The sequence below is a fragment of the Legionella bozemanae genome, from assembly GCF_900450575.1.
Lineage (GTDB): Bacteria > Pseudomonadota > Gammaproteobacteria > Legionellales > Legionellaceae > Legionella > Legionella bozemanae.
Window position 1 is genome coordinate 2,206,803 of sequence record NZ_UGGY01000001.1, and the last position, 24,734, is coordinate 2,231,536.

Sequence of the window (24,734 nt, forward strand, 5' to 3'; positions counted from 1 at the left end):
AACATACACTTTTATAAAGCAACTAACTTATTGTTTTTATTATTTTTACTTCTTTTCAAATGGCAATTGCTTGTTTCTAAATGATTCATCATCAATTAAACTAATATTTGTAATAGAAAATGGATTTATAGGTTCAATTAGGAAGAAAAATGAAAACGACACGATTAGAAGCATTTAGTGATGGTGTGCTCGCAATCATTATTACAATTATGGTATTGGAGATTAAAATTCCACATGGAGATACCTTCGCCAGCCTTATCCCCCTTGGCCCCATTTTTTTGAGTTATCTATTAAGTTTTATTTATATTGGCATTTATTGGAATAACCATCACCATTTATTTACCGCTGCTGAAAGTATTTCGGGTAAGGTGCTTTGGGCCAATCTAAATCTTTTATTTTGGATTTCTTTATTCCCTTTTGCAACGGGATGGATGGGAGAAAATCACTTTACTGCTACCCCGACTTCATTTTATGGAATAGTGCTTTTAATGGCCGCTATTTCTTATTCCATACTCGTGCATACTCTTATTTTACATGAAGGAAAAGAGTCATTAGTATCAAAAGCTATTGGAAACGACTTTAAAGGAAATATCTCTATTGTCTTATATGCTTTGGCAATCCCCCTTGCTTATGTTTATACGTGGATTGCTCAAATACTTTATGTAATTGTTGCAATAATCTGGTTTATTCCAGATAAACGAATCGAAAATAAGATAAAGTGACAACTCCCTAAGCACCTAGGTGAAACAAATATAAAAATGATTTCTTTTTCTTTGCTCTATCGATTGCGATTGAAATTGCCCTGCCTTCCTCATATCCTTCTTTAAGAAGTGAATTTGCTATTTCAATGGCTTTTTCACGAGTAGATGAGCCCAAATTTTTCATCGCATCCGGATAGTTTGATTTACTCCATGGCATAATAACCTCCTGTAAATATAAGTTAATGAGAAAAAATCCAGTGCATAAAAGCACTGGATTTTCTTAGGGGAGTACTTTCTTATTCTGCAGGTTTTGTTTGTAATTCACAGGTGATTTTTGTGCAGTCACGGCAATTTTTTAAGGCAAAATCAAATGCAGTAGCTCCATTGGCCGCATTTTTAGCCATTGTCTGATCAGCCTGCTCATCAGGTGAACCAGAAGTTGGACTACTCGCATTGGTAGTACATATCCACATACCTGTATTCGCTGCTGGAGTAGTACTTGAAGCTGCTGGCTGAGTAGTCTGATTTGCTGGAGTAGACGCAGCATTATCAGCCATTACGTGACTTGATATCACAAACATACTGCTTAAAACGATAATTTTCATTGTTCCTTTCATGATTTTCTCCTTGTTTAGATAAGCTCTTTAGAACAAATAAATCATAGACATCTTTTTAATGAGGTCTTGCCTCTTGTGATGCTTTTTAATATTTTCTTTCTTGCATGTTGCTGAGCTTTGGTGGTTTTATCTTTATCGCTGAGCCATTTTTGGGTTAACCAGCTCCCACTTTCCGTTTTCCCAGCAATCCGTTCATGACTGCTGTCGCTAATATCATGGGTACAAAACTTTTTGAATTGTGTTTTCGGACGCAATTCCATATGATAATAATCTCCCTCCCTTTTTGAGCTCGGTTTGGCTCGTTCTTTAGAATCCTTCGTAGCCATAAGCACCTCCTTGTTTCGCCTAATATAAAAATATAACACATAATGTATTAATTATAGCCTTCTTTTAACATCGCAATATAAGGTTTTCCTTTGGTTTTATCATGTAAATTGTAATAAAAACCCCATTTTTCCTTATTTTGCCAAGAGCAAAAAAGGAGTAATGGAATTAACGGGAAGTATATCCACCATCTACTATCAAATCACTTCCGGTTACAAATTTTGATTCCTCAGAAGCAAGATAAAGAACTGCATATGCTACATCCAGCGGTTCGCCTACCACGCCCTCCTCCAGTAATCATTGCTACCTTTCCCTTTAAGCGACTCATAGCTAACTCCATTTCGGTTCTGAGTAGAATAAGCATTGCCCATGTCATTTTTAGTCAAGTTAAATGACGTTTACGCACTCACTTTCCTTGAGGATGGGAGCTTTTATTCTGAGAGAAACTTGAATTTAAATTTATGCTATCTATACTCAAAACACACTCATCATAAGTCTAGGGAAAATTCTCCTAAGGAGGATGTATGTTGGGTTGGGCACTTATTTTCTTTATCATTGCGATTATTGCAGCAGCTTTAGGTTTCGGAGGAATTGCTGGAGCCGCAGCGAGTATTGCACAGATACTGTTTTTTATATTCTTGGTTCTATTTATTATTTTTATTATTCTTGGGCGCAGAGGTCCTCCACCACCCGTTTAGATATTCGGAAAAAATTGCTTCTAAAAAATTAAAGAGCAATGAATGGATGATTAACAAGAATATCTTGATAGAAAAGTAACAGGGATGCTCTATTCACAATAGGCTACTCTCTGAAGAATGACTATTTAGGGAGAAATAGATGTGGCTTTCCTATCTCGAGAAAATTAATTCAAGTATGGATATTTCTTTTGTCCTGATAAGAACCTTTATAATTTATATTTACGCTATTTTTTTAATCCGAATAGGTAACAAGCGATTTCATTTTGATACGACCATCGATTTCGTTCTGATCATCATTATTGGGGCAGTGTTAAGTAGAGCAATAAATGGGCCTTCGACGTTGATACAAGCAATGACAGGAAGCGCTTTGCTTATTTTTTTACATTGGTTATTTGCTAAGTTTTCTTTTAAATATCATCAATTTGGTAAATTAATAAAAGGCAGACCAACAATTCTAATTAAAGAGGGAAAAATCATTTGGGAGGCGTTGGAAGAAAATCAGATATCTAAAGATGATTTACTAGAAATCATAAGAGATAAATTAAAAACTAATAATTTAGATCAAATAAAAAAAGCCTACCTGGAACGAACAGGAAAGATAAGTTTTATTATAAAAAACAAGAAAATATAATCATATTCATAAAAACCGCATAAATTGGATGCATAAAGAATGTTTAATGTATGCACGCTCGTAAGAGTGAAGGTATTGTATAGAAACAACATTGCAACGACTTATCTAAGATAAAAGCTTTCTTGATGTGGGCTCGAATTGTCGTGACTTCAAAGAAGAGCTGATAATCGCTAATTAAAATCAACAATAAAAGGCTCAGCAGTGTTGGTCATAGGGTTATATTGAAAACGATGGGTATAATTTAAATTTTTACCATACACGTGCAACGAAATTGCTACTGAGTCAGCGATATTAACCACGCTATGAATGTCATCGGGATTAAAAGTGATGACATCCCCAGGAAAACAAATAATGGGTTTATTTTGTTTTTTGATATCTGCATATCCAGGTTGGGAGCCATCATCCCTACGAAGCCAAAAAAAATTTTTTTCTACACCAGTAACACAACCTACTACCCCCCAGGTTTTATGATCGTGTGGCGTAATTTCTCGTCCAGGCTCCCAAGCAACTAAATTAACTGCCAAGGAATGATCTGGCTCTTCAAAAATTAACCAAGAAGTAAATCCGTTCACTGGATCCACAGCATAAAAATGCTCCTCAAGCCAATCTGTTTTTTTAACCCACTTTCTTAAAATTAATGAAACTTTTTTCATATTGTCATGATTATCATGTTCTAGAATATTTAATTGCCTCAGCTCCTGGATCAAAGGCAATAATCCTGAAGGCGTGTAAAAATCCATATAAGAACTCACAATTGATAAGATTCTTCAATTAGCATAGCGCATACGACCCATAATGCGAGTCGCTCGCTTTTTTGCAGCTGGATAAATCCTAATTCCAAGGTTGCTGAATGGCCGATGCACGAAGGGACGCCTGGAATCCGAAAAGAAGCATTATGAACACATTCCTTATTTTTGCCATCAAATGCCTCTCCCCCCAGGTAATTTGCATTATTTAATTGTTTTTTATAATAACAAGATGGATAATTAATAGCGTATTGATCTTAATATGCACATAATGAATACAGACCTATACTTGAATATATACCATTTTAAAAAGCACCTATGACGTATCCACGCAAAAAACATGTCATTCTGTCAGAAGAAATGGATGATTTAAAAAGAAGAATAAACGAAAGGAAGAAAGAGCAGAAGTCATTGATTGAAATTGCCCATAAAAAAGGGAAGTTATCCCAACGCCTACTTGAAGGTACACAAAAAATACTGGGTCTGATAGGCGCTATTTTTACGTCCAGCAAAGAACTCCCCGTCATTGGCTTTGTATTTCAAATGCTTTCTGCTATTCCCAATGCGATAACCACTCTAACGGACAAAAAAAGTTCTATAGGGAGTAAAATTTTCGCCATAGGTATTCTTTTAACTGCAACAGCTTTAGGTATAACCGCCTTTGTTCTAGGAGGAATAGTTGCTGCGGGAATTGGATTAGCTTTTGCTTCTCTCACTACTCTTATAGAAGGAATATCATTAATAGGCGCACTTGTTAATAAATATCAAACGAGTAAAGCTTATAAAGAAAAAAAAGAGTTTATTGATTTGCTGAAAAAGCAAGATATTGCTTTATTAACAAATGATAAGTATCGCGAGCAATTAGCAATTCGAGCTTTAGAATTAGAACATCTACTTGAAAAATCAACCGCTCAATCATTCATAGATGAGTTGGAATTTATCAAAACGATCTCCAGTAATATTGCTTCTTCTGATTTCCCTGATGACAGTCCCGTATCTAAACTTTCAAAATTATATAATGATCGTAAAGATTTGATATCTTATTTGGGGATAATCACACAATTAATTGATCAAAAAGACAAGGAGGATACTTCAACTCTGATTAAGCTAGTAAGCGAGCTTCAACATCAAATTGCTGAAATTGATGAAGATATTGAAAACATAACTGGACCACTGCATCACTTGCAACGGAATAATCTCTTAGCCAATGAAGCCATCGCAAAATCCTATGCAAATTTTGCTTTAGGTGGAGCTGGTGTAATTTTGTCAACGATTGGTTTAATGATTCTTCTAAGTACAATAGCCGCACCACCTATTATGGGGCCCATTTTACTCGGCTTTGGTATTGGACTGGCAATATTTGGCGTGGTTAAGTGGGGAATTGAACTTTATGCGACTAGAGAAGATGAGAAAACCATGCTAGAACGTGCAAATGAGAATGAAGAAATAATACTGGAGGAGGCATTAAAATGCAGTTACTCAAACGCAATGCGTCCCATACTCGATTCGAAAGGAACAACTCCCGAGGAGCCTAAAAACTCTAAAAATAAAACCGGTGACTTAGCAATAACCTCAGAACCATCCAATATAGAATCTACACCCCCTCTAAATTCTTCAGACGTCTCCCAAAAATCAGGAGAATTCCAAATCTAATGGCCTGCTCCAAAGAAGATGGAAAAATAGCTATCGCCCCTTAGTTTTTTATAATCTTCTAAAAAAACTTCAAAATCTTAATATTTTTTAAAAAAACACACAAAGAAAAGTCTTTTGGCCTTAATAAATACTTAATAATTTGTTAACAATCTATATGTATAATTCAAGTCCTTTTAGTTCAAATTAAACCCAAGGTGCAGAATGTTCCAAAAGCAAGAATCAATAAAAGGTTTCACACTTAAATATACGGGAGTAAAATTTAAAGACGAAGATGGTTCTGTTCATGGAATGGAGGCATTGCGAAAAAATTTTTCCGAAATGGGTGCCTTAGCCATTCGACTCCAATTAAGTTTAGCCCAGTTTTCTGCTTTGATTGAACCAGTATGTGAAGAGAACTATGAAGAAAATTCTGTGGAACATACTGCCGAAGGAAAAAATCAACCTGATGTGTTTGGTCTTTCCAAGGGAGGATCAACAGTATTACAAGATACGAAATTATTAGAAAAATCAAGTCATTATAGTATTGGGAAAGGGAAAATATTAAATGAACGTAACCAAGCACTTAAATATCCCAATACAGAAGATCTTCGTGGTGGCGAAGCAATTTGGGATACCATTCATTTTTCGGTTTGGCAAACAGGGATCAGTCTCAGTAGTAAGCTGTCAAAACAGGGATTTTTATATCTTTGCCACCCCAAAGGAATTGATTCACAGCAATATCAACTTATTACCCAAGAATTAGAGAATGGCGAATACGACATTATTACCGAACATGACAAAAAAATTGTTAAAACACATTCAGGAATAGTAATAGAAACATCGGGCATCCCATCGAATACCAAAATCGATCTTGATCCTGAGCATACTCAAACGTATCAAGACAATGGTTTTGTAATTAATGTAAATGCTCAGCCTGCACCCATGGGTTGGATTATTAAAGAAAGTAATAAAAAATTAATCAAACCAGAATACGCGGAAGATATAATTCGAGTAATACGAATATCAAAAAGTGGCTTTCGCCGCTTGCCTGAGGCCCAGGGAAAATTATTAATGCTTGGTTTAATGAAAGGTAATGAACATATTCTGCATACACAAAACCGTTCATTCAATGCGATGGATATTCTTCTTGAAATTTTAGAAAAGGAATATGGCTTCGATCCGTCGCAATTAATGGATTCTACTGTCATAAAAAATGTATATAAACAAATGCAAACCAATGCAAAGGAAAAAGATATCGTAGAAGATCTATTAACATTGAATCTTGCATTTGAAATGATCCAACCTTTAAAGGCAACCTTAGCACAAAGTGTAAGGCATCCTTTATTAAAACATTTGGCTAACTCCTACACAACAAATCAAAACACGCTTAAAGCAATTATCTATGCTTTTGATTTGCAGAAAAAAGATGATAGTCCTGCTCTCTATTTAGATGAGACGCCAATTTCAACAGATGAAGGATTAATTGATGTTCGAATTAATGGGCAATTGGCTGATCCTGATTTAACACACCCTAAAAATGCAGCTGCATTATTATCCATTGCAGTTCTTGTTTCAGAGCAAATGATCATAGAACAATTGCTGCGAGATGCGGTTCATTACGGAGAAGAACATCCTAATACACGAGCACTCAAAACGATATTAAATGATGACGATCTGTTTTTAAAACTGAAAGAAGATGCTTCTCATTTACCCAGTAATGAAAACGGGCCAATTTTAGGATTGCAATTTGCTTACTGCGAAGAAATTGTTGCCCAAATCAGGGAAAAACTCGGTACTAACCATCTCATTGAGGTCATCCGTCAATTAGACAATATAGAGAATGATGAGACTCTGGATGTAAATTCGAATTTAATCATTGCATTAAAGACATTATTTAATATTGGTGAAACCCTCCAGCAACTTGAAGGAACTTCAGGCATCAAAGCAAACTCCAGAGGAATTAATGGAGGATTAAGTTTAGTAATCCAAAAACTTGCCCCTTTGCTATATACTCAACTTTCCGGTACAACTCCCTCTGTACCCATATCGCAAACAAAATCCAAGATAGAAAAAGCAAGTAGTGAACTGGAAGTAATGGATGCCTGTCCTTTCCTTAGTGGTAAGTTAGGAAGCAAATCTGTTGAAAACTCACATATGCAAAAAAATCATGAGGTAAAGAAAGAACAAACTGCGGGCTCATGGTGTAGTTTCTTTACGAAAGTAGTAGTAACAACAGGAGTGGCTGCTGCAAGTATTTATCTTGGAAGCCAAATGATGTAAAGAAATATAGCCCATATTTGCATAGCGAAATATGGGCTTTTCCTCATATATTTCTAAATCCATCTCACTTCAATTCCGAAAAGTCATATTTCTCATTTTTTTTAATTCAAACCTATAATAAAAAGAAATTAATATTATAGGGACGACTCTTATGAAAATTCCTCATGGATTACTGCTGTTCTTTTCATTAATTTATCAAAGTGCTTATGCTGAAAAACCACTTTCCCCACCAAGCGGACAACCACCTCAATGCGAGCAAGCTTATGAAAGTTCTGGACAGATTAAAACCATAAATAATGTTTTTAACACTTTATCAAGTACCTGTCATTCTGCTGGCGGGATGAAATTAATGCATAAAATCTTAATATCAGAATATTCAAATGAACCCACGGGGGTTTTGTTTACCTGTACAGGGGAAGACTTAAATTATGTTGTTTTTTCTTGTCTCTTTTCAACAAATGTTGGAAGCTTATAAATAATAAAAATACTTTCTAAATAAGAAAATGATTTGCTTTATAATCTCCAATCAATTTCTATTTATTTCAGTGAAATGATTATCCAGAGATAAGATATAATCGTATCTACATTATTTAAGATTAAAAAGGAAAAATCACCATGGGCTCAGGCGCCCTTATTATTCTATCAGCAATTATTCATGCTGCCTGGAATTCCTTCGCCAAGAAGACATCAGAACCTTATTTTGAAATATTAGGGATAATGAGTTTTGCAACTGTTTTTTCCTTACTTTTTATTCCCTTTTTTAATACCCCTTTGTTTCCCACTGTAAACTCATTTCTATGGTCATTAATTTCTGGATTATTTGAAGCTGGTTATGTGATCACACTCGCCATTAGCTTAACGCAATCATCCCTCGGTAAGGCCTACATTGTTATGCGTGGAATCGCCATGATCATGGTTTGGTTTATTTCTATAGAGTTTTTAGGCGAGCAAATTAATTTATTCAATATATTAGGAATATTTGCGGTCTTTTCGGGGCTAGCATTGACTGGAAAAACCTTTGATCCTGGACATTCAAGACAAATATTCTTTCCTTTTATATGTGGGCTCTGTATTGCAGGATATCACCTATGCTATGGACGTTCTTTAGCCCATGGCGCTAATCCAGCAGCTTTATTTGCAGCAGCCATGTGGATTGCCCTACCTGGCATATTTTTGTTAATGAATAAAAAACGACGTCAAATACTTTGTAAGAAAATCAAAACTGGTTGGAAAGGCATGTCATTTGGTGGTGCTTTAAGTGCATTATCTTTTTTATTGTTTTTATTGGGATTACGTTATTCAGAAGCAGGCCTGGCAATTACCTTACGGAATACATCCGTAGTATTCGCACAAATATTCGCCTATTGGATTGGAGAAAAAATTTCTTCTCTACAATGGTTGGGAGCACTACTCGTCACTTTAGGAGCATGCTTGTTGTATTCTTATTAAAAACACTAAAAAAGCACATTGAATAAAATACACCATCACGTTAATTTCAAAAGTTTACAAGGGTTTGACAGACTATAAACAGACTTATCCACAGAAAATGTGAATAACTTAAAGAGGGTATTGTGTTTTTAAAAAGAAAAGTAGATAAGTGCGGAAAGGCTTTCTTATAAGCGATCGACATTGGCTTCACATGAAGTTGAAATAAATATCCACAGACATTTGGATATTTAAAAAAGGAATTAGACGTAGTTATTTTAACAAATAAAGAATAAAAAAACAGTCTTGACTTACATAAATCTTCTTTTTATTTCGATTTTAATGGTTAAATATCACCAAAAATAACTCACCAAAAATAACCATTAATACAGAGAACATCCTAGACACAATTGTAAAGGATTTGGATCGACGCCCAATAGGTGTTGTGATAAAATTATATACACTTTTTGGCTTTTAGACGTCTTACATACGTATTTATGCATGTCCTCCTTAACAACAACCAGTATTTATATTTATTGTGTATTTTTTTTAATAAGTGCCTTGATTGAATCGATCTCATTTAATGCACTCGACCTATTGGAACAGGAAATTGTAGCGAATCGAAAGAAACTTCCTTTTATGACTGATTTAAACAGTGCTATCAAAGTATTTTTCTTTTCGTTCCTCGTTATCTGTATGACACCTTGGCAAATGCGATATAAAACCTATTTATACAGTAATACCCAAGAACTGATGTTTCTCTATCATGTGTTTATGGTTTTTTTTATTGTCGCACTTGTACCTATAATCAAACAATTACAAAGCGACATTAGCAATAGTTTACCTAAATGGTATCTTAAAAATATATTAGTGGGAGACTATATCCATCTTTGGGGTATCTTGCTTGCCTGTTATGCATCAATTCCTAATTTCTAAATGCTATTTCCCACCCTCACGTCACCATCCCAGCCCATGTATTTTTACTTAAGCGAAGGAGAGAATATCTCCAACTCTTGATCTTTTGGGGCAGGCGCTTCAGGAAAAAAATTAAGACCTATTTGATAAGTATTATTTTCCGAGTATGACGATGAGTCGCCACGTAGCAACAATTGCTTGCGAGGTCTAATTTTTAGCAGTCCTGTTCCGCCGTTTCTTTGTAATGGTGTTTCATAATTAAAGTGGAGTTCGAGATGCTCCTCTGCGGTAAGTTCGAATTTATATGGTGCAAGCATACGAAATAAAGCCATTATTTCTGTCATTGCAATTCGTAGGCCAGGACAACGTCGTGCACCTGTTTTAAATGTTAAAAGAGCTCCTTCTTTCTCCATTGCTCCAGGCGAATAAGATACTGGAGTTTCAGCAAATAAATGAGCATTATAAAAGTCGCCAGTACTTTTTTTGGGTCCCCACCGCTCAGGAAAAATATCGTTAGCACCCATTATTTTTTTGCCAAAAATTCTTTGCCCTTCGCTAGAAAGCACGATATCTGGAAAATGTTTTGCATGTGTATGTACTCCTTGCATGGGAATAAATACAAGAGCTCCTGGAGGTAAGTGGAGTGCGGTTCCATCCACATCAAGATTGATTGTTTCGTGAATAATTTCCGGCACAATAGGCGCTGGCGGCAGTAATCGTAAAGCTTCCAATAGAACAGCTTCAGTATAGGACATGCCCTTCTCTATATGAGCATTCCAGGGAGAATGTAATTCAAAAGACTCGTTTGCTGAGATTTTTTGCTGGATTTCCTGTTTTATTATGGTGTAAATGCGTTTGTCTTGGAGCGCGATTCTTAAGGCAGTAATTAAAGCAGTAGCTGTAGCATCAAAACCCAACAATGGAATAAATAGGCTTTCATTCACGACATCCCTTATTAGAGTAGACAGCGGTGTCGTGTCCAAGTTATCTATCGAATACTTTATTAATAGCTCGCATTGGACTGCTGTTAATTGTTTTGTTGACTTTATCCCCAATTGTTCCAATTGACTTTTTGCATCCGGATTCATTAACACTCGTACTCTAAGTAAATAATTAAGCCAACTCTGCTCTGTCATTAATTGTTTTGTCATTTCATCTGATGAAAAAATAATCTGACAACCAAGATTAAATATTCTATTTCTTAAAAGCAGAAGATTGTTTTTCTCGTTATTCTTAATAGGATCCAGGCTAAAAAGGCAGTTGATTAATTCTTTTGTTAAACTTTCTTGATAAAGTTTTTCAAAAGGTTTAATAATTGTTTGTCCAAAATATGTTGTTAGCAGCACTCTTCGGGAAAGTTTATCCATTACTTCACTGAGGGGCTTTCCACGCTCCCCTTGCTCTACTTCATATTCTTTGAAAAAATCTGCGACCATACTCGCTACATGAGGTCTATTTAATTCATTACGCGACAGAATTGATTGACGAATCATAGAATGAGTTTCTGAACCCAAAATAGAAGACATTAAATTATCAGGGCCGAGTATCAGTGCCAGACGTTCAAAAAATCGTCTTTGCCCAAATTTCTTTTCATTCTCTCTTGCATAGAGTTGCTGAATCGCTGATTTGTTTGTTAACACAAATACAGAGGTTAAATCAGGTAACCTAAAATAGGCAATACCAGAGCCTTTTCCATTGAGTGAACGAGAACCAAGTTCCGCGATAAACGTCATAAAACGGGTTTGTAATTGTGCTTTTGCAGAAGGGATCGTGCTTAAAAAAGCAACATCCTTTATTAAGGAAAGATAGCTGGTTGCTGAAGGATAAGTGATTTTTCCCATTCCCGCCTGTTGGTATAATTGATAAATTCGCACAATTAAACCAACGCCTAAAATAAAAAGAATATAAATAAGCATGCCTCTTCCTTTCAGAATTTACAGTGAACCTTTGCTTGAGAAACTTTCGAGCTTTTCTATTATATAGGACTCCTGGATGTTCACTCTGCGTGCACCCAGGAGGTATGGATTTGAAAAAAAGAAATGAATATTAATTCATGTCAAACTACGAGAGGAACAATTTTATAAGGAACCAGCTCACAGTATTTTTTCCAATCATGGCCATACTTGGCAGAACATCGCTTATCGTCACGAAATGCTCTGTCAAATAACAAGACTGTTAAAAAGCAAAGGTAAAAATACGGTGCGAAATTATCAAATAAAGCAGGTACAGACCAAAAAAACGTGCCTGCAAGCTCTGGAATATAGTGGAAATGCCTGGCGATTCCCCACCACCCCGACGCAAGTAATATGGTTTGTTTTTTATCTCCTTCTGTAGTTTCATAACGAGCCAACACCGTGACAGGTTTTTTGCCCCAGATTTTACATTCGCCTTGAGTTGCTCGTGCAACAAGTCTTTGTTTGTCGGCAAGATAATTAATAATAATGCTCGCAAAACCTAAGCCTAAAATGAGGGCCGCCCATACAAAAGACAAATGAATCGGATGGAGCACAAGATACATACTGGGCGAAGTATAAACGCAAGGAACCCATACCATGCACCCCCAGCAAATGTAAAAACCAGCACGATCATGCATGATGTCCAGAGAGCGTAAATAGCCCTTTTCCCACATATAAAATTTACTCAAATAGACAAATTGCAAGAAAACGGAAATGAACATTGAGTTGGATAAACCACCCAACTCTGCTTGTTTGGCACAATAAGAAATAAGAAACAGCCCCCAGCTCATCATGCCAAAACGGCATGTAATAAATTTTTTAATACTCCATCCCAGAACTTGAGGATAGAGTTCTGTTCCCCAATAGTAATCAAATAATATATTCTTGGTTATTCCCGAATCGGTCGTTGAAGGAAAAAAACGTCCTTTGAGATACAAAAATATGCAGAAGATAAGGCTCAACAAATTCAATGCCCCAAAAAGAGCCCCCAGATTGTCATAAAGAATAGAAGCTGAGAATAAATTGAAACCAAACGATGCAACACAAAAGGTTGACATCGTCACAATAAATGCCAAAACACCATTATCTTTATAAACTGGAACATTTCCTTTAGGAGTAATAGGTCCATTAAATGGTTTTCCTGGCAGAATACGCATTAAAGCCAGTTCAAATACAACAAAAATTAAAATAATTTTCCAAGCAATAGAAGATCCCCAAAAGTAAGGCTTCCATACTGTAACTATTGTTTGCAAAAAACCGTTTTGGGTCATTAAATCCCATAGAGCAGATAAAGAGCCTTGAAGTTGGGTATTGGTATACCACATTAACATTACAAAAATAGGGCATGAAAGAATAAGAAATAAGGGGCCTAGGGTATTCCTAATTTTGACATTCATAAATGCTTCCTTACATTTTAAAGACTGAAGAGGATCATAATACAGGAATTTTTATCATTTAGTATCCTTTTAATTAGTTGACAAAATGAAAAGTAAAAACAAGAAATGATGCCGATTATCTCTAATAAAATAGGCTTCTTCAGAAATTCGCTACAGAGTACGTATTTGCTTTAGTGACTACTTTAATATTTAATTTATTGTATGCACTGCTAAAAAGTGAATATCATGTCCCAATACCATATCGAACGTATGACACAGGAAGAGGTTTCAATTGCTGTAGAATGGGCACGAAAGGAAGGTTGGAATCCAGGGTTAAATGATGCAGAATGTTTTTATCATACTGATCCGCAAGGTTTCTTCGCTGGTAAATTAAATGGCCAAATTATTGCTGTCGGTTCTGCCGTAGTTTATGACCAGCATTTTGCTTTTTGTGGATTTTATATAGTAGATAAAAAATATCGAGCCCAAGGCTATGGAATGCAATTAACGCGTGCTCGTCTGTTGTATGTTGGTGATCGCAATGCAGGAATTGACGGGGTACTTGATATGGTCGATCACTATGCTCATATTGGTTATCAGTTTGCACACAGTAACGCGCGCTATGCTTTAGAACATACTCGATTGACTCCAAAACCTGATCCTAATTTAGTTGAATTAAAAACTATTCCTTTTGAACAATTAACTCAATATGATCGCCACTATTTTCCTGCAGCAAGGCCGAAATTTCTCTCAGAATGGATAAAACAAAATACTGCTTTGGCTCTTGGTTATGTGCAGGAAAAACAATTAAAAGGTTATGGGGTAATCAGGAAATGTTTCGAAGGATATAAAATAGGCCCCTTATTCGCGGATACCCCTTTTATTGCTGAAAAACTGTTTGAGCAGTTGGTCGAATATGCTCAAGGCGAAACAGTTTACTTAGATATTCCTGAGAATAATCCTTTAGCTGTTAACCTAATAAACAAATATAAAATGTCTAAAGTATTTGCAACTGCACGAATGTATTTAAAAGGAGAACCTAAACTATCTATTGAAGGCATTTATGGGATTACTACCTTTGAACTAGGATAAACATGCGTGACTTAGTGGGTTATGGCCCAGAAGAAAAAAAATTCTTTTGGCCCAATAAAGCAAAAATTGCGATTAGTTTTGTGATTAACTATGAAGAAGGATCAGAATTAAGCCCTCTTAATGGTGATTCACAAGCAGAAACCAGGGGTACAGATTTTCCTTTTATACATAAAGCCAAAGGACAACGAAATCTGAGTATGGAATCATTTTATGAATATGGGAGCCGCGTTGGCATATGGCGACTGCTGCGCTTATTTGACCATTATAAAATACCGCTTACATTTTTTGTTACTGGACAAGCATTGATACTCAATCCTTTATTTGCCGATTACCTGACACACCAGAGCCATGAAGTAGCAGGACATGGATGGCGCTGGATAAATTACACCAACATTCCGCGGAGAGTTGAAAAGAAACATATTCTTTTATGTATTGAAACTCTGGAAAAACTAATCGGACATAAACCCAGAGGATGGTACACGGGGCGACGCAGTGAAAACACTCGGGAATTGTTGCTTGAAATTGGCGGCTTTCTCTATGATTCAGACAGCTATGCGGATGAATTGCCTTATTATAGTGAGAACCATCTAATAATTCCCTACTCTCTTGACTGCAATGATTTCAGATTTACGACTACACCCGGTTTTGCCGACACTAAAGCATTTTATGAGCAATTAATGAATACGTTTCATTATCTTTATCAAGAAAAACACCTCGCAATAATGACTATAGGTTTGCATCCACGTCTGAGTGGAAAGCCCGATCGTTGCCTTATGTTAAAACAGTTTTTAGAATATATAATGCAGTATCAGGATATTTGGATAGCAAGACGAATTGATATCGCTCAATTTTGGTTGGAAAAATCGCCCCCTGAATAACTAACTCATATTCTTGTTTTGTAGGTACAACTCAAAATTTAGATGCATTTACCCTGTCTACGTGTAACGACTTGTTCGCAGCATCCAGAAGATGGTTATATTATTGGGGGTTTTCTCAGGCTATATGCGAGGAACCCAGTTCTGCTCTGGCCCCGCGAACAAGCCGCGGGACGGCAAGTAGGTAAAAAAGAACTGTTTTTATCGCATATTTATCCCTATTGAGATTCTTAGGACATGAATAAATGTCTACGTTCCGCGCTTTATGTGTGGAATCCAGTCCTAGCCTACATATACAATCGTCTGGATGCCGTGCATAAAGCCTGAGAGATAGACAAAAAAATTTGGTTTAAGGCATTGAAATATAGGAATAATGGTATTGAAAGTGCATGACGGATTATGATCCAATAGAGTTCCACAACAATAAAAGATCGACGTCATGCACCTGATGCAATTATTACACAAAACATTAGCAAAAGAATTACCTTTTATTCATAAATCACGCTTACACAATTTAATCATGGCTTCATCGACGTTAATTAAGGTAAATAAATTAACGCTGACATCGCTTGGCCGTCATTTGCCTCATACTAAAGTTAAGACTCGCAGCAATATAAAAAGGATAGACCGCTTATTAGGGAATACGCGATTACAAAAAGAAGCGATTGAATTTTATAGGACAATGAGTCATTATCTACTAGCAGCACAAAGACGCCCCTGGATTCATGTTGATTGGAGCTGTATATGTTCGCAGACTAAACTCTATTTATTGAGAGCCTCCTTGTCGATGCAAGGACGCTCGATTGTGATTTACGAAGAATGTCATCCACAGAAAAAACAAAATAACCATCAAACTCATAAAGAATTTTTAAATAATCTAAAAGCTATTTTACCGAGCTCTGTACAACCTATTATTGTTACCGATGCGGGATTTAGAGCGCCTTGGTTTTCCTATGTTCGAGCGCTTGATTGGGATTTTTTAGGCCGATTACGCCATAAGAATGCGATATATTTAGAGGCTACAGCAACTTGGCAATTAAGTCATATCTATTATGAACAAGCCACAGCCAAACCTAACTACTTGGGGCAGGGCCTTCTTACAGAGAAAGAACAAATCCCTGCTCACTTTATACTCTATAAAGGCCTCTCTAAAGGTCGTCATAGAGTGAATACAAGAAAGGTAGGCGTGATGCAATGAGTAAACGATATGCTAGAGCTCATCGTGAGCCTTGGTTATTGGTCACTTCATTGACCTCAACAAACACCGCTGAATACGCTGTGAATATTTATCGGCAACGCATGCAAATAGAAGAAAATTTTCGTGATACAAAATGTACTCGTTATGGGTTTGGATTGAAAGAAAGTCTTTCTCGTTCTCCTCAAAGAATGAGCATATTACTGCTTATTGCTGCTATCTCTACTTTTGCTTGTTGGCTTGCTGGCATTTTTACCAAGCGTAAAGGATATGCATCTTCCTTTCAGGCTCACTCTTCAAAATTCACCAACATTTTATCCCTGGTCTATTTAGGGCGCGAAGCTCTCAAAAAAGGAATCTCTCTCAAAGTAAAACAGTTTCAAAATTTATTACCTCTACTCTCTGAGCTAAATGCCACAACACAGACCCCCACTACAGTCTTTCTTTGAATTTTGTGGGGATCGTACAGGCATAAAGCGCAGTACGTAGGCAAAACAGCCGTTGTCTGGTCAAAATTTAGCGTTTACCCTCTCTACGTGCCCCGTAAACAAGTCACACCACGTAGGAGGAATTCATTAATCAACGTACCTCTAAAAATTAAATGAAATTAAAAACAGATAATCCCTGAATCAGTACAAAACTTTGCTGTGCAACTTCTAAATTATACAACTCCTGCTTGAATTCAGTTGCAGCAGCTAATGGGTCAACTTCTTGTAACCTCTTTAAAATAATTTTGCTTTGTTCAATTAAATCTGAGTTTGCTGTTTCAGCATGTTCTAACTGATTTAAGCGAGCTCCCAGGTTGGCACGAGCATCCAAAATAGTGGTTAAAGCACTATCTATTTGGGCCAATATTTGATTATTAACAGTAGTTGCTGCTGCTTTTTCTGCAGCACTTGAATAAGGTTGATTCAAATTATTAATCATATTCTGAATCGTTGCAAAAACCGATTCATTTTGAGAAGGAGTAATTGAAAAGGCATCACCAGGATTTGGCATTCCTGAAACTTTCATTTCCATACCATTAAAACTAACACTCATCCCCTCTTCGTATAAAGGAGCATCATCGGGTAATCCTGTAGGAGGAATTACATTCCCGCTTACTGCGCCACTGACCATAACGACCAACTGTCCCTGTGAATTTAATGCAAAACTCATGGTATAATTATCAGGCACATAGGCTGATGGAGTAGTTACCGAACCCGTATCTAATGATGCAGTTCCAGTATTTGGGGTATTTGTTTGTTTGATGGTAAAACTGCCATTTCCATTGGGTATTCGCATAAAAAGAGCATCACCCGGATCATTAACAGCCATTTGCAAACTACTTGCAACGAGCTGAAAACGCTGTGTACTGTCCCCATTGTATACATATTGCCCCAAGGAGTTAATTGAAAAAGGTACTGTGGAAGTTTGCCCGCCACTAAACATATAATCACCATTAATATCTTTTGTATTGGCAAAATCAAGCAACTCATTCAAAATGATATTCGCCTCGATTGCTAATGCCTTACGATCCTGTTCAGACAATGTTGCATTCCCAGCTTTAACCTGAATTTCCCGCAAGCGCTGCATACTGGTGGTGCAGTCATTTAAAATGGACTCCTCCATACTCAGCGCACTATCAGCACTTTCACGATTTTTTTGAAGAAGCTCTGTGGTACTTATACGCTGATTCATTAGTTCTATCTGCGCAAAAGCGATAGGATCATCAGATGAATAACGTACCTTTAAAAAATTTTCGTTTAGTTGTTCTTGCAGTTTCGCTACTCGCTCTTGCTTGAGTAATAAACTGCTCAAACTGTTCTGATAAATTTGATTTGTTGAAATACGCATTTATCACCTCATTATTTGAAAAAGTATTTCCATCATTTGATTGGCTATTTCCATTAGCTTTCCTGCAGCTTCATATGCTTGCTTGAATTGTAATAAATTTTCCGCTTCCTCATCGAGGTTAACTCCACTGATACTTTCCTGATAATCCACAGATTGTTTATATAAAACCTGAAATGCATCACTGCGATTTTTGGCTTCGTTAGTTAGGCTGCCTGAATCAGACAGTAAATCAGAATAAACGTCAAAAAGCGTTTCTGTACCGCTAGAAAAAATATCTTGTTGTTGAATTCCAGCTAGAAGCAACCCATTGCGATTATCACCATATCCCCCTTGGTTGTACTGGGCTGTAAACTGATCGCCTGTATTTGGGGCGCCAGATAAAGTAATAGAATAAGAAGGATTGATATTATCCGGAATCTGAATCACATTGTCTGTATTAGGAACAAACGTAATTGGGCCAGTTGTAATACCATCAGTGACGTTAATCAAATTGAATTGAGTTGGGGAAATAAAATCAATAGTATATTGTTTTGTAACCTCAGTAGTATTTAAAACAGGCCCCAAATCAATTTTTCCTTGCCCTGTATTGTTTAGAGAAGCACTGGTTTGCACCGGTGATGCAAGTGCCAATTGACGCGGATCGCTCATCAATAGGGCAAAATTCGAAGCTGCTCCACGTGTAGGCATAATTGTAAAAGAATCATTATTTGCCAAATTAGCTATGTTATCTACAGTAATCGTCATCCCATCAACTACAATTTGTCCTGCAGGAGGAGCTGGTGGATTGCTACTCCAATTTAAAGTTACCGCAGAACCATCAGAGTCACGAATAAGTGTTACCTGATTTGCCCCTGCATTGGTAACAACTAATTGGTAATCCGTTATTTTGGTTTGTGAAATATCAGAAATATTTACAGACAATACTCCAGACCCTGTATTTGTTGCTGCTTCAATCGAGCGATTCAATTGCAACGCTTGGCTGTTATAATCAGTAAAAATATTCTGTCCTAATTGATTGTTCAAATCCATACCCAAACAATTTTGAGCATTGAATGTTTGTGCTAAACCAATCGCCATTTGGCCTATTATTTGACTGGTTTTAGATAAAATATTTCTTTCATAATCGAGTAAACCGCCTAATGTTCCGCTTGCTAGTTGATTAGTAATATCTGTTTGTCCTGCACCTGTATCCAATGAAATATGAGTCCCTTGTGCTGTTAATTGATCATAACTCACAGATAAAGCACGTTGCGTTGCTCCAATCACCAACATTTGACCACTGCCAATTCCCACATTTACCATCCCATTACCTTGTTCCACAACAGTTAAATCGGAGTATTCAGACAGTTGCTTGAGTAATTCATCCCGTTGATCCAGCAATTCAGGGGAATTAGGGGAGTTCATTATTTGTCCGTTCACAGCAGCAAGATCTGATGTTAATTGATTAATTTTATTTGCTATTTCCTTTATCTGTGCTGTGGAGTTTTCTTGATATTGATCGAGATTTTGCTGTAAGAATAAAAATTGACTCGCTAATAATTGACTTTGACTCATAACCACATTTCGCGACGCAACATTGTCTGGTGCATTATTGAGTTGGCCTAACGAATCAAAAAAAGATTGCAAAGACGAGGAAAGGCTGCTGCCATCCTGAGAAAGCAACTTATTAATTTGTAAGGCTTGCTGGTAAAAAGTATCGTATTGAGATTTAATGCTTAGAGTGCTTCTCACTTGAGCATTAGCAAATTGATCCACGTTACGGGAAACATTATTAACTGCTACTCCGGTACCAATAAAAGAGCCCGCAAACTTTCGTGATGGAGTGGCAGTAAATTGAATACTTTGTCTTGAATAACCCCGAGTTTTGATATTTGCAATATTATTTCCAGTAACACTCAATGCATTTTGAAAAGCATTCATTCCCGAATAAGCAATACTTAGTATTGACATAGTTACTCACTCCCTGACCTAATATTCAAATGTCCATCAAACTTGCTCTAATAATTCACAACGTTGAATTGCCTGGTTTAATTCTTCACCATGATAAATTGATAGAATTTTTGTACCATACTCAGGATCAGTGGCATATCCTGCTTTATGTAACTCATTGACATAAAGCTCTGGGTTTCCAGTACTGGCTAAAGCATTTTGATATCGCTCACTGCCTTTGATTAAAGAAATATAATCATTAAAGCTATGTTCAATTGATGAATACTTTCTGAACGATGCATTGACTTTAATTGGAGTATCGGCAATATATTCAGTTGTTTTTACATCTACAGAGTCAAGCCTATTATTACTACCTGACTTGATATTGAACAAATTATTGCTACTGCTCCCATCAATATCCTTAGTGACAAATTTTCCCCATCCTGTTTCCAATGCAGCCTGCGCCATTAAAATTTTAGGATCCAAACCAATAAGTGACGCAGCTTGTTTGGCCTGAGGCCAAATTAATTTGACGAACTCATCAATTGTGGTAGTTGCTGGTATATCCTGTTTTGCTGCTTTAACTGGAATAGCAGGCAAAGAAGAAGGAATCTCCGCCTTAGCAGGTGTACTCTTTTCTGGTTGATCTGCAGTAGGCAGATTACGCTCCATTTGTTTTACAAGCATGTCAGCCAATCCAATACTCTTGGAATTTGCAATAGTACTGGCATATTGAGCATCTAACATATCCTGAAAAGTTTCCCGATCTTTACCTCTAAAAGGGCTAGACTCATCAAGAAAGTGTTGCCCCATACGCATACTTTTCAACATAGATTGCAAAAATATTCCTTCAAATTGCTTCGCAGCATCAGGCAGCGCTTCTTTTGCATTATTTTGAGCTTGAACTTTTAGTTCATTTAATGCATTAAAATCACTCGTTGCAATTCCATGTACGCTCATATTAATCCTTTATCTTAATCGATGATACTCAAAATACACACCTATATTACAATTAGTGTGGCATTTAATGCACCCGCTTGTTGTAATGCTTCAAGAATAGCAATCACATCAGCTGGAGTTGCGCCAACCGCATTAATACCTCGAACAATATCTTTTAATGTCACACCACGCGGCAAGACAAAAGCATGATTATTTTTTTGGTCAATCGACACTTGTGACTGCTGTGTTGAAACGGTTCGTCCATTTGCAAAGGCATTAGGTTGGCTTATCACCGGAGTCTCAGTCACACTAACCACTAAATTGCCATGCGATACCGCAGCAGATTTAACAATGACATTCGAGGAAATAACTACTGTTCCAGTACGAGCGTTAATAATAATTTTAGCCATTGCCTCGGCGGGTTTAAATTCTATATTTTCCAACACTGAAACATAATCCACACGTTGTGCCATTTTTTTAGGTGCAGTAACAACAACGGAAGCGGCATCCAATGCTCTGGCGGTTCCTGGCCCCATCATTTCATTAATGGCATCACTCATGCGCTTCGCGGTTGTAAAATCAGGGGTATGTAAGTTAAAGGTCAAATCTTTCGTAAAATAAAAAGGATTAGGTATGTCTGCCTCAATGGTTGCACCGTTCGGAATCCGTCCTCCACTAGGAACATTTACCGTAACGCTTGTACCATCACTTCCCGCAGCACTTACACCAGATACAATCACATTTCCCTGTGCTATTGCATAAACTCGTCCGTCCGCTCCTTTTAATGGAGTCATTAACAAAGTGCCGCCTAATAAACTTTTTGAGTCGCCAATCGACGAAATATTGACATCCATGGCCTGACCCTTTTTCATAAAAGAAGATAAACTCGCTGTCACCATAACCGCAGCCATATTTTTTGAATTAAGCTTGGTTCCTGGTTGTATGTTAACACCTAACTGAGTGAGCATGTTTGCAAAAGTATCTTCGGTATATCGAGTTCCGTTTTTATCTCCAGTACCATTTAAACCAACAACCAAACCATAACCAACCAACTGGTTCGTGCGAACACCAGCCAAAGTAGCAATGTCTTTAATGCGTTCGGCATAAACATGATTTGATATCAAGTTTATTGCAAACATCCATGTAATTATCAGCAATCGCCGCATTACAATTCCTTAATTAAGCATTCTTATAATACAAATCCCTTTCTAATGATAAAACGCAGCAATAGTCAGGTAGATACTCCATTTTAAATCATATTTACCTTTATTTAGATACAGGTTAGGTTATGTTGGGAATAATGGTCCCCACATAATTCGCGCTAGCCATCCCTGAGCATTCGTGTTATTCACTTGTCCTGTGCCGCCATAGGCAATACGAGCATTAGCCAGACGATCCGAAGTGATGGAATTATCAGCCCGAACATCCTGAGGACGAATAATACCGGATACGCGTACATATTCTTCCCCCTGGTCGATTTTAACCCATTTTTCACCCTGAACTACCATGTTTCCATTGGCCAACACTTGAGCCACAGTAACGGAAATGCTTCCCGCTAACTTATTATTCTGTACTGCCTGTGCAGAACCATTGAACTGTCGCTGATTGTTCAAGTCAAAATCCATACTGTAACCGCTACCAAAGGATATTGGCCGTCCCAAAAAGAGTTTGTTTTTGACTACGTTTGTGTCTGTTTTCATCTGTTGTAGTGTTGCATTTTTTGATGCATTGGTACTTTCAACCAAAAATACGGTAATGATATCACCTGCGTGCCTAGCTCTTGGTGTTTCAAAAAGAGGCAATGCCGTTTCAGCGCTATAAATAGCTCCAGACTCTTTCCTCAACTCCTTTGGATCAGGCGTTGTAGGATATGTAGGTGCAAACTCAGGATCCTTTCCACGCTGGGGAGGATTTAAAAGTTCGCACCCACTCATAAGCATGACAACTGAGCTTATAACAAGCAAATTAAATAATTTCATTAATGAAATCTTCTTAAACAGTTTGATTCAAGTATTGCAACATGTTATCCACTGTCTGGATGCTCTTTGCGGTAATTTCATAGCTTCTTTGTGCTTGAATCATATTGACTAACTCTTCAACCACATTCACATTCGATGCTTCCAAAGAGCCTTGCAACAAAGTCCCTACACCTGAATTTCCTGGATTATTCAATGTGGCAGCACCACTCGACGCAGTTTCTATAAAAAGGTTTTGTCCTATAGGTTGAAGCCCTGTCGGGTTCGTGAAATTAGCGAGTTGGATGGTTCCGAGTACAGTTGGCGTATTGCTTCCAACCACAGTAGCACTCACTACTCCATCAGTACTAATTGTTACTCCTAAAGTTTGAGTAGGAATATTTATTGCAGGTTGCAATGGATACCCATTAATATCAACAAGCTGGCCTGTATTATCTACTGTAAAAGTACCATCACGCGTATAAGCTTGGGTACCATCAGGCATTAAAATCGTAAAAAATCCTTGCCCCTGGATCATTAAATCATAAGGATTGCGTGTATTTTGTACACTTCCCTGTTCAAATATTTTTTCTGTAGCAGCTAAATGGACACCTGCACCTGAATTTATTCCCGTTGGAATTAAAGAGTTCTCTGAAGATTGGGCCCCAGCCTGGCTTGAATTCTGATAAAGTAAATCCTGAAAGATTGCTCTATCTTTTTTAAATCCAGTTGTATTAACGTTTGCTAAATTATTAGCAATCGTAGCGATATTTTTTTCTTGTGCTTCCAAGCCTGATTTACTTACCCATAATGCTGGTTCCATGGAGATCCCCCCGCAATTATTCTTATTCTTCAATTAAATTGGTTATCATTCTTGCAATACTTGTGCCAGTTTTTGGAAATTGTCTTCGATAGTAGATATCAGCTTCATATGTGCATCATATTCACGTCCTGAGGTGATCATTTCGACCATCTGATCAATAGCATTCACATTAGAACCTTCGATGGCCCCGCTTCTAACCTTAACGCTCCCATCAGCAGCAGCCGGAGTACCCCCATTCTTTAATTGGAATAAACCTTCTGAATTTTTAACAATATTATTTTTATCCAACGTAACTAACTTAATTCTATCCAATATGGCCGCGCTTTTAGGATCACCACCCAGTGGAACCACTGTAATTGTGCCATCGGCTCCTATGTTGACTGATTGGGCAGGGGGAATCGAAATTGGGCCGCCATTACCCAAAACCGGATGCCCAGAACCGGTTGTTAATAAGCCATTAATATCCAAACGTAAGTTTCCAGCTTTAGTATAAGCCTCTTTGCCTTGACTATTGCTTACTGCAAACCATCCATTACCCTCAATTGCTAGATCGAGATTACGCCCTGTTGTCATAATCTCGCCAGGGCTCAAATCAACTGCACTCGGGTTTTGTATCGAAAAGGATGGCCCTTTGCCGGATCCATCTGTATTTGCATACATAGTTTGTGCTTGATACATATCCGCTTTAAAACCTGGAGTACTCACATTCGCCAAATTATTGGCGATTATCTCCTGACGTTTAAAGCCAATCTGTCCTCCACTAGCAGCATTATACAAGATAGGATCCATA

Annotated in this window: 26 protein-coding genes; 12 read left to right on the forward strand and 14 right to left on the reverse strand. The window is 37.2% G+C overall.

Annotated features, from left to right (window positions below; all coding sequences use genetic code 11):
* The first annotated feature begins 149 nt into the window (after window positions 1-149).
* The gene (locus DY223_RS09620; protein WP_058458550.1) at window positions 150-722 is read left to right on the forward strand and encodes a TMEM175 family protein; all 573 of its coding nucleotides are present in this window, start codon (window positions 150-152) and stop codon (window positions 720-722) included.
* A gap of 7 nt (window positions 723-729) precedes the next feature.
* Here DY223_RS09620 and DY223_RS09625 read toward each other — a convergent pair whose 3' ends face one another.
* The 4 genes from DY223_RS09625 to DY223_RS09640 all read right to left on the reverse strand — a co-directional run bounded on the left by DY223_RS09625 (window position 730) and on the right by DY223_RS09640 (window position 1,924).
* Window positions 730-918: a DUF2188 domain-containing protein gene (locus tag DY223_RS09625; RefSeq protein WP_058458551.1), complete on the reverse strand. Its 189-nt coding sequence runs from the start codon at window positions 916-918 to the stop codon at window positions 730-732.
* A 79-nt stretch (window positions 919-997) separates the two neighbouring features.
* The gene (locus tag DY223_RS09630) at window positions 998-1,318 is read right to left on the reverse strand and encodes a hypothetical protein (RefSeq protein WP_058458552.1); all 321 of its coding nucleotides are present in this window, start codon (window positions 1,316-1,318) and stop codon (window positions 998-1,000) included.
* Between the two features lie 41 nt (window positions 1,319-1,359).
* Window positions 1,360-1,644, reverse strand: a complete 285-nt coding sequence (locus DY223_RS09635; protein ID WP_058458553.1) for a hypothetical protein — start codon at window positions 1,642-1,644, stop codon at window positions 1,360-1,362.
* Window positions 1,645-1,810: 166 nt separating this feature from the next.
* The gene (locus DY223_RS09640) at window positions 1,811-1,924 is read right to left on the reverse strand and encodes an SDR family oxidoreductase (RefSeq protein WP_235810473.1); all 114 of its coding nucleotides are present in this window, start codon (window positions 1,922-1,924) and stop codon (window positions 1,811-1,813) included.
* Window positions 1,925-2,166: 242 nt separating this feature from the next.
* On the opposite strand from DY223_RS09640, the gene DY223_RS09645 reads away from it, so the two are divergent.
* Together DY223_RS09645 and DY223_RS09650 are read left to right on the forward strand one after the other, a co-directional pair.
* Window positions 2,167-2,340 carry a DUF1328 family protein gene (locus DY223_RS09645; RefSeq protein ID WP_064502502.1) on the forward strand — a complete coding sequence of 58 codons (174 nt, stop codon included), beginning with the start codon at window positions 2,167-2,169 and terminating at the stop codon, window positions 2,338-2,340.
* Between the two features lie 139 nt (window positions 2,341-2,479).
* On the forward strand, window positions 2,480-2,971 hold the full coding sequence (locus tag DY223_RS09650; protein WP_058458554.1) for a DUF421 domain-containing protein: 492 nt from the start codon (window positions 2,480-2,482) through the stop codon (window positions 2,969-2,971).
* 170 nt (window positions 2,972-3,141) lie between these two features.
* On the opposite strand, the gene DY223_RS09655 is transcribed toward DY223_RS09650, so the two are convergent.
* On the reverse strand, window positions 3,142-3,711 hold the full coding sequence (locus DY223_RS09655) for a cysteine dioxygenase family protein (RefSeq protein WP_058458555.1): 570 nt from the start codon (window positions 3,709-3,711) through the stop codon (window positions 3,142-3,144).
* A gap of 366 nt (window positions 3,712-4,077) precedes the next feature.
* Between DY223_RS09655 and DY223_RS09660 the strand changes: the two genes are divergently transcribed.
* From DY223_RS09660 to DY223_RS09680, 5 genes are all read left to right on the forward strand, one after another.
* A complete protein-coding gene (locus DY223_RS09660; protein ID WP_131744485.1) occupies window positions 4,078-5,370 on the forward strand; it encodes a T4SS effector SidA family protein in 1,293 nt (430 codons plus the stop codon).
* 201 nt (window positions 5,371-5,571) lie between these two features.
* Window positions 5,572-7,629, forward strand: a complete 2,058-nt coding sequence (gene ceg17 / locus DY223_RS09665) for a Dot/Icm T4SS effector Ceg17 (RefSeq protein ID WP_058458557.1) — start codon at window positions 5,572-5,574, stop codon at window positions 7,627-7,629.
* A 151-nt stretch (window positions 7,630-7,780) separates the two neighbouring features.
* Complete coding sequence (locus DY223_RS09670; protein WP_058458558.1) at window positions 7,781-8,104, forward strand: hypothetical protein; 324 nt, start codon at window positions 7,781-7,783, stop codon at window positions 8,102-8,104.
* Window positions 8,105-8,244: 140 nt separating this feature from the next.
* Window positions 8,245-9,078, forward strand: coding sequence for an EamA family transporter (locus DY223_RS09675; RefSeq protein ID WP_058458559.1), 834 nt, complete (start codon window positions 8,245-8,247; stop codon window positions 9,076-9,078).
* Window positions 9,079-9,555: 477 nt separating this feature from the next.
* Window positions 9,556-9,990 carry a hypothetical protein gene (locus DY223_RS09680; protein WP_058458560.1) on the forward strand — a complete coding sequence of 145 codons (435 nt, stop codon included), beginning with the start codon at window positions 9,556-9,558 and terminating at the stop codon, window positions 9,988-9,990.
* 44 nt (window positions 9,991-10,034) lie between these two features.
* Here the strand turns inward: DY223_RS09680 and DY223_RS09685 are convergent, their stop codons facing one another.
* Window positions 10,035-11,885, reverse strand: coding sequence for a cytochrome P450 (locus DY223_RS09685; protein WP_058458561.1), 1,851 nt, complete (start codon window positions 11,883-11,885; stop codon window positions 10,035-10,037).
* A 140-nt stretch (window positions 11,886-12,025) separates the two neighbouring features.
* Window positions 12,026-13,321, reverse strand: a complete 1,296-nt coding sequence (locus DY223_RS09690) for a phosphatidylethanolamine N-methyltransferase family domain-containing protein (RefSeq protein WP_058458562.1) — start codon at window positions 13,319-13,321, stop codon at window positions 12,026-12,028.
* A gap of 225 nt (window positions 13,322-13,546) precedes the next feature.
* Here DY223_RS09690 and DY223_RS09695 point away from each other — a divergent pair, with 225 nt between their 5' ends.
* The 4 genes from DY223_RS09695 to DY223_RS09710 all read left to right on the forward strand — a co-directional run bounded on the left by DY223_RS09695 (window position 13,547) and on the right by DY223_RS09710 (window position 16,911).
* A complete protein-coding gene (locus tag DY223_RS09695) occupies window positions 13,547-14,392 on the forward strand; it encodes a GNAT family N-acetyltransferase (RefSeq protein WP_058458563.1) in 846 nt (281 codons plus the stop codon).
* Window positions 14,393-14,394: 2 nt separating this feature from the next.
* Entirely contained in the window at window positions 14,395-15,270 is an 876-nt protein-coding gene (locus tag DY223_RS09700; protein WP_058458564.1) for a polysaccharide deacetylase family protein, read from the forward strand.
* Window positions 15,271-15,715: 445 nt separating this feature from the next.
* Window positions 15,716-16,465, forward strand: coding sequence for an IS4 family transposase (locus DY223_RS09705; RefSeq protein ID WP_160116276.1), 750 nt, complete (start codon window positions 15,716-15,718; stop codon window positions 16,463-16,465).
* Window positions 16,462-16,911 carry a hypothetical protein gene (locus DY223_RS09710; RefSeq protein ID WP_058460248.1) on the forward strand — a complete coding sequence of 150 codons (450 nt, stop codon included), beginning with the start codon at window positions 16,462-16,464 and terminating at the stop codon, window positions 16,909-16,911. Before DY223_RS09705 ends, DY223_RS09710 begins: the two co-directional genes overlap by 4 nt.
* Before the next feature lie 148 nt (window positions 16,912-17,059).
* Here the strand turns inward: DY223_RS09710 and flgL are convergent, their stop codons facing one another.
* From flgL to flgF, 7 genes are all read right to left on the reverse strand, one after another.
* Window positions 17,060-18,298, reverse strand: a complete 1,239-nt coding sequence (gene flgL, locus DY223_RS09715) for a flagellar hook-associated protein FlgL (protein ID WP_058458818.1) — start codon at window positions 18,296-18,298, stop codon at window positions 17,060-17,062.
* A 3-nt stretch (window positions 18,299-18,301) separates the two neighbouring features.
* A complete protein-coding gene (flgK, locus tag DY223_RS09720; RefSeq protein ID WP_058458819.1) occupies window positions 18,302-20,248 on the reverse strand; it encodes a flagellar hook-associated protein FlgK in 1,947 nt (648 codons plus the stop codon).
* A gap of 36 nt (window positions 20,249-20,284) precedes the next feature.
* Window positions 20,285-21,187, reverse strand: coding sequence for a flagellar assembly peptidoglycan hydrolase FlgJ (gene flgJ / locus DY223_RS09725; protein ID WP_058458820.1), 903 nt, complete (start codon window positions 21,185-21,187; stop codon window positions 20,285-20,287).
* A 41-nt stretch (window positions 21,188-21,228) separates the two neighbouring features.
* Entirely contained in the window at window positions 21,229-22,332 is a 1,104-nt protein-coding gene (locus tag DY223_RS09730) for a flagellar basal body P-ring protein FlgI (RefSeq protein WP_058458821.1), read from the reverse strand.
* A 120-nt stretch (window positions 22,333-22,452) separates the two neighbouring features.
* Window positions 22,453-23,145: a flagellar basal body L-ring protein FlgH gene (locus DY223_RS09735; RefSeq protein ID WP_058458822.1), complete on the reverse strand. Its 693-nt coding sequence runs from the start codon at window positions 23,143-23,145 to the stop codon at window positions 22,453-22,455.
* Between the two features lie 13 nt (window positions 23,146-23,158).
* Window positions 23,159-23,944: a flagellar basal-body rod protein FlgG gene (gene flgG / locus DY223_RS09740; protein WP_058458823.1), complete on the reverse strand. Its 786-nt coding sequence runs from the start codon at window positions 23,942-23,944 to the stop codon at window positions 23,159-23,161.
* Window positions 23,945-23,989: 45 nt separating this feature from the next.
* Window positions 23,990-24,733 carry a flagellar basal-body rod protein FlgF gene (gene flgF / locus DY223_RS09745; RefSeq protein WP_058458824.1) on the reverse strand — a complete coding sequence of 248 codons (744 nt, stop codon included), beginning with the start codon at window positions 24,731-24,733 and terminating at the stop codon, window positions 23,990-23,992.
* Window position 24,734 lies beyond the last annotated feature (1 nt).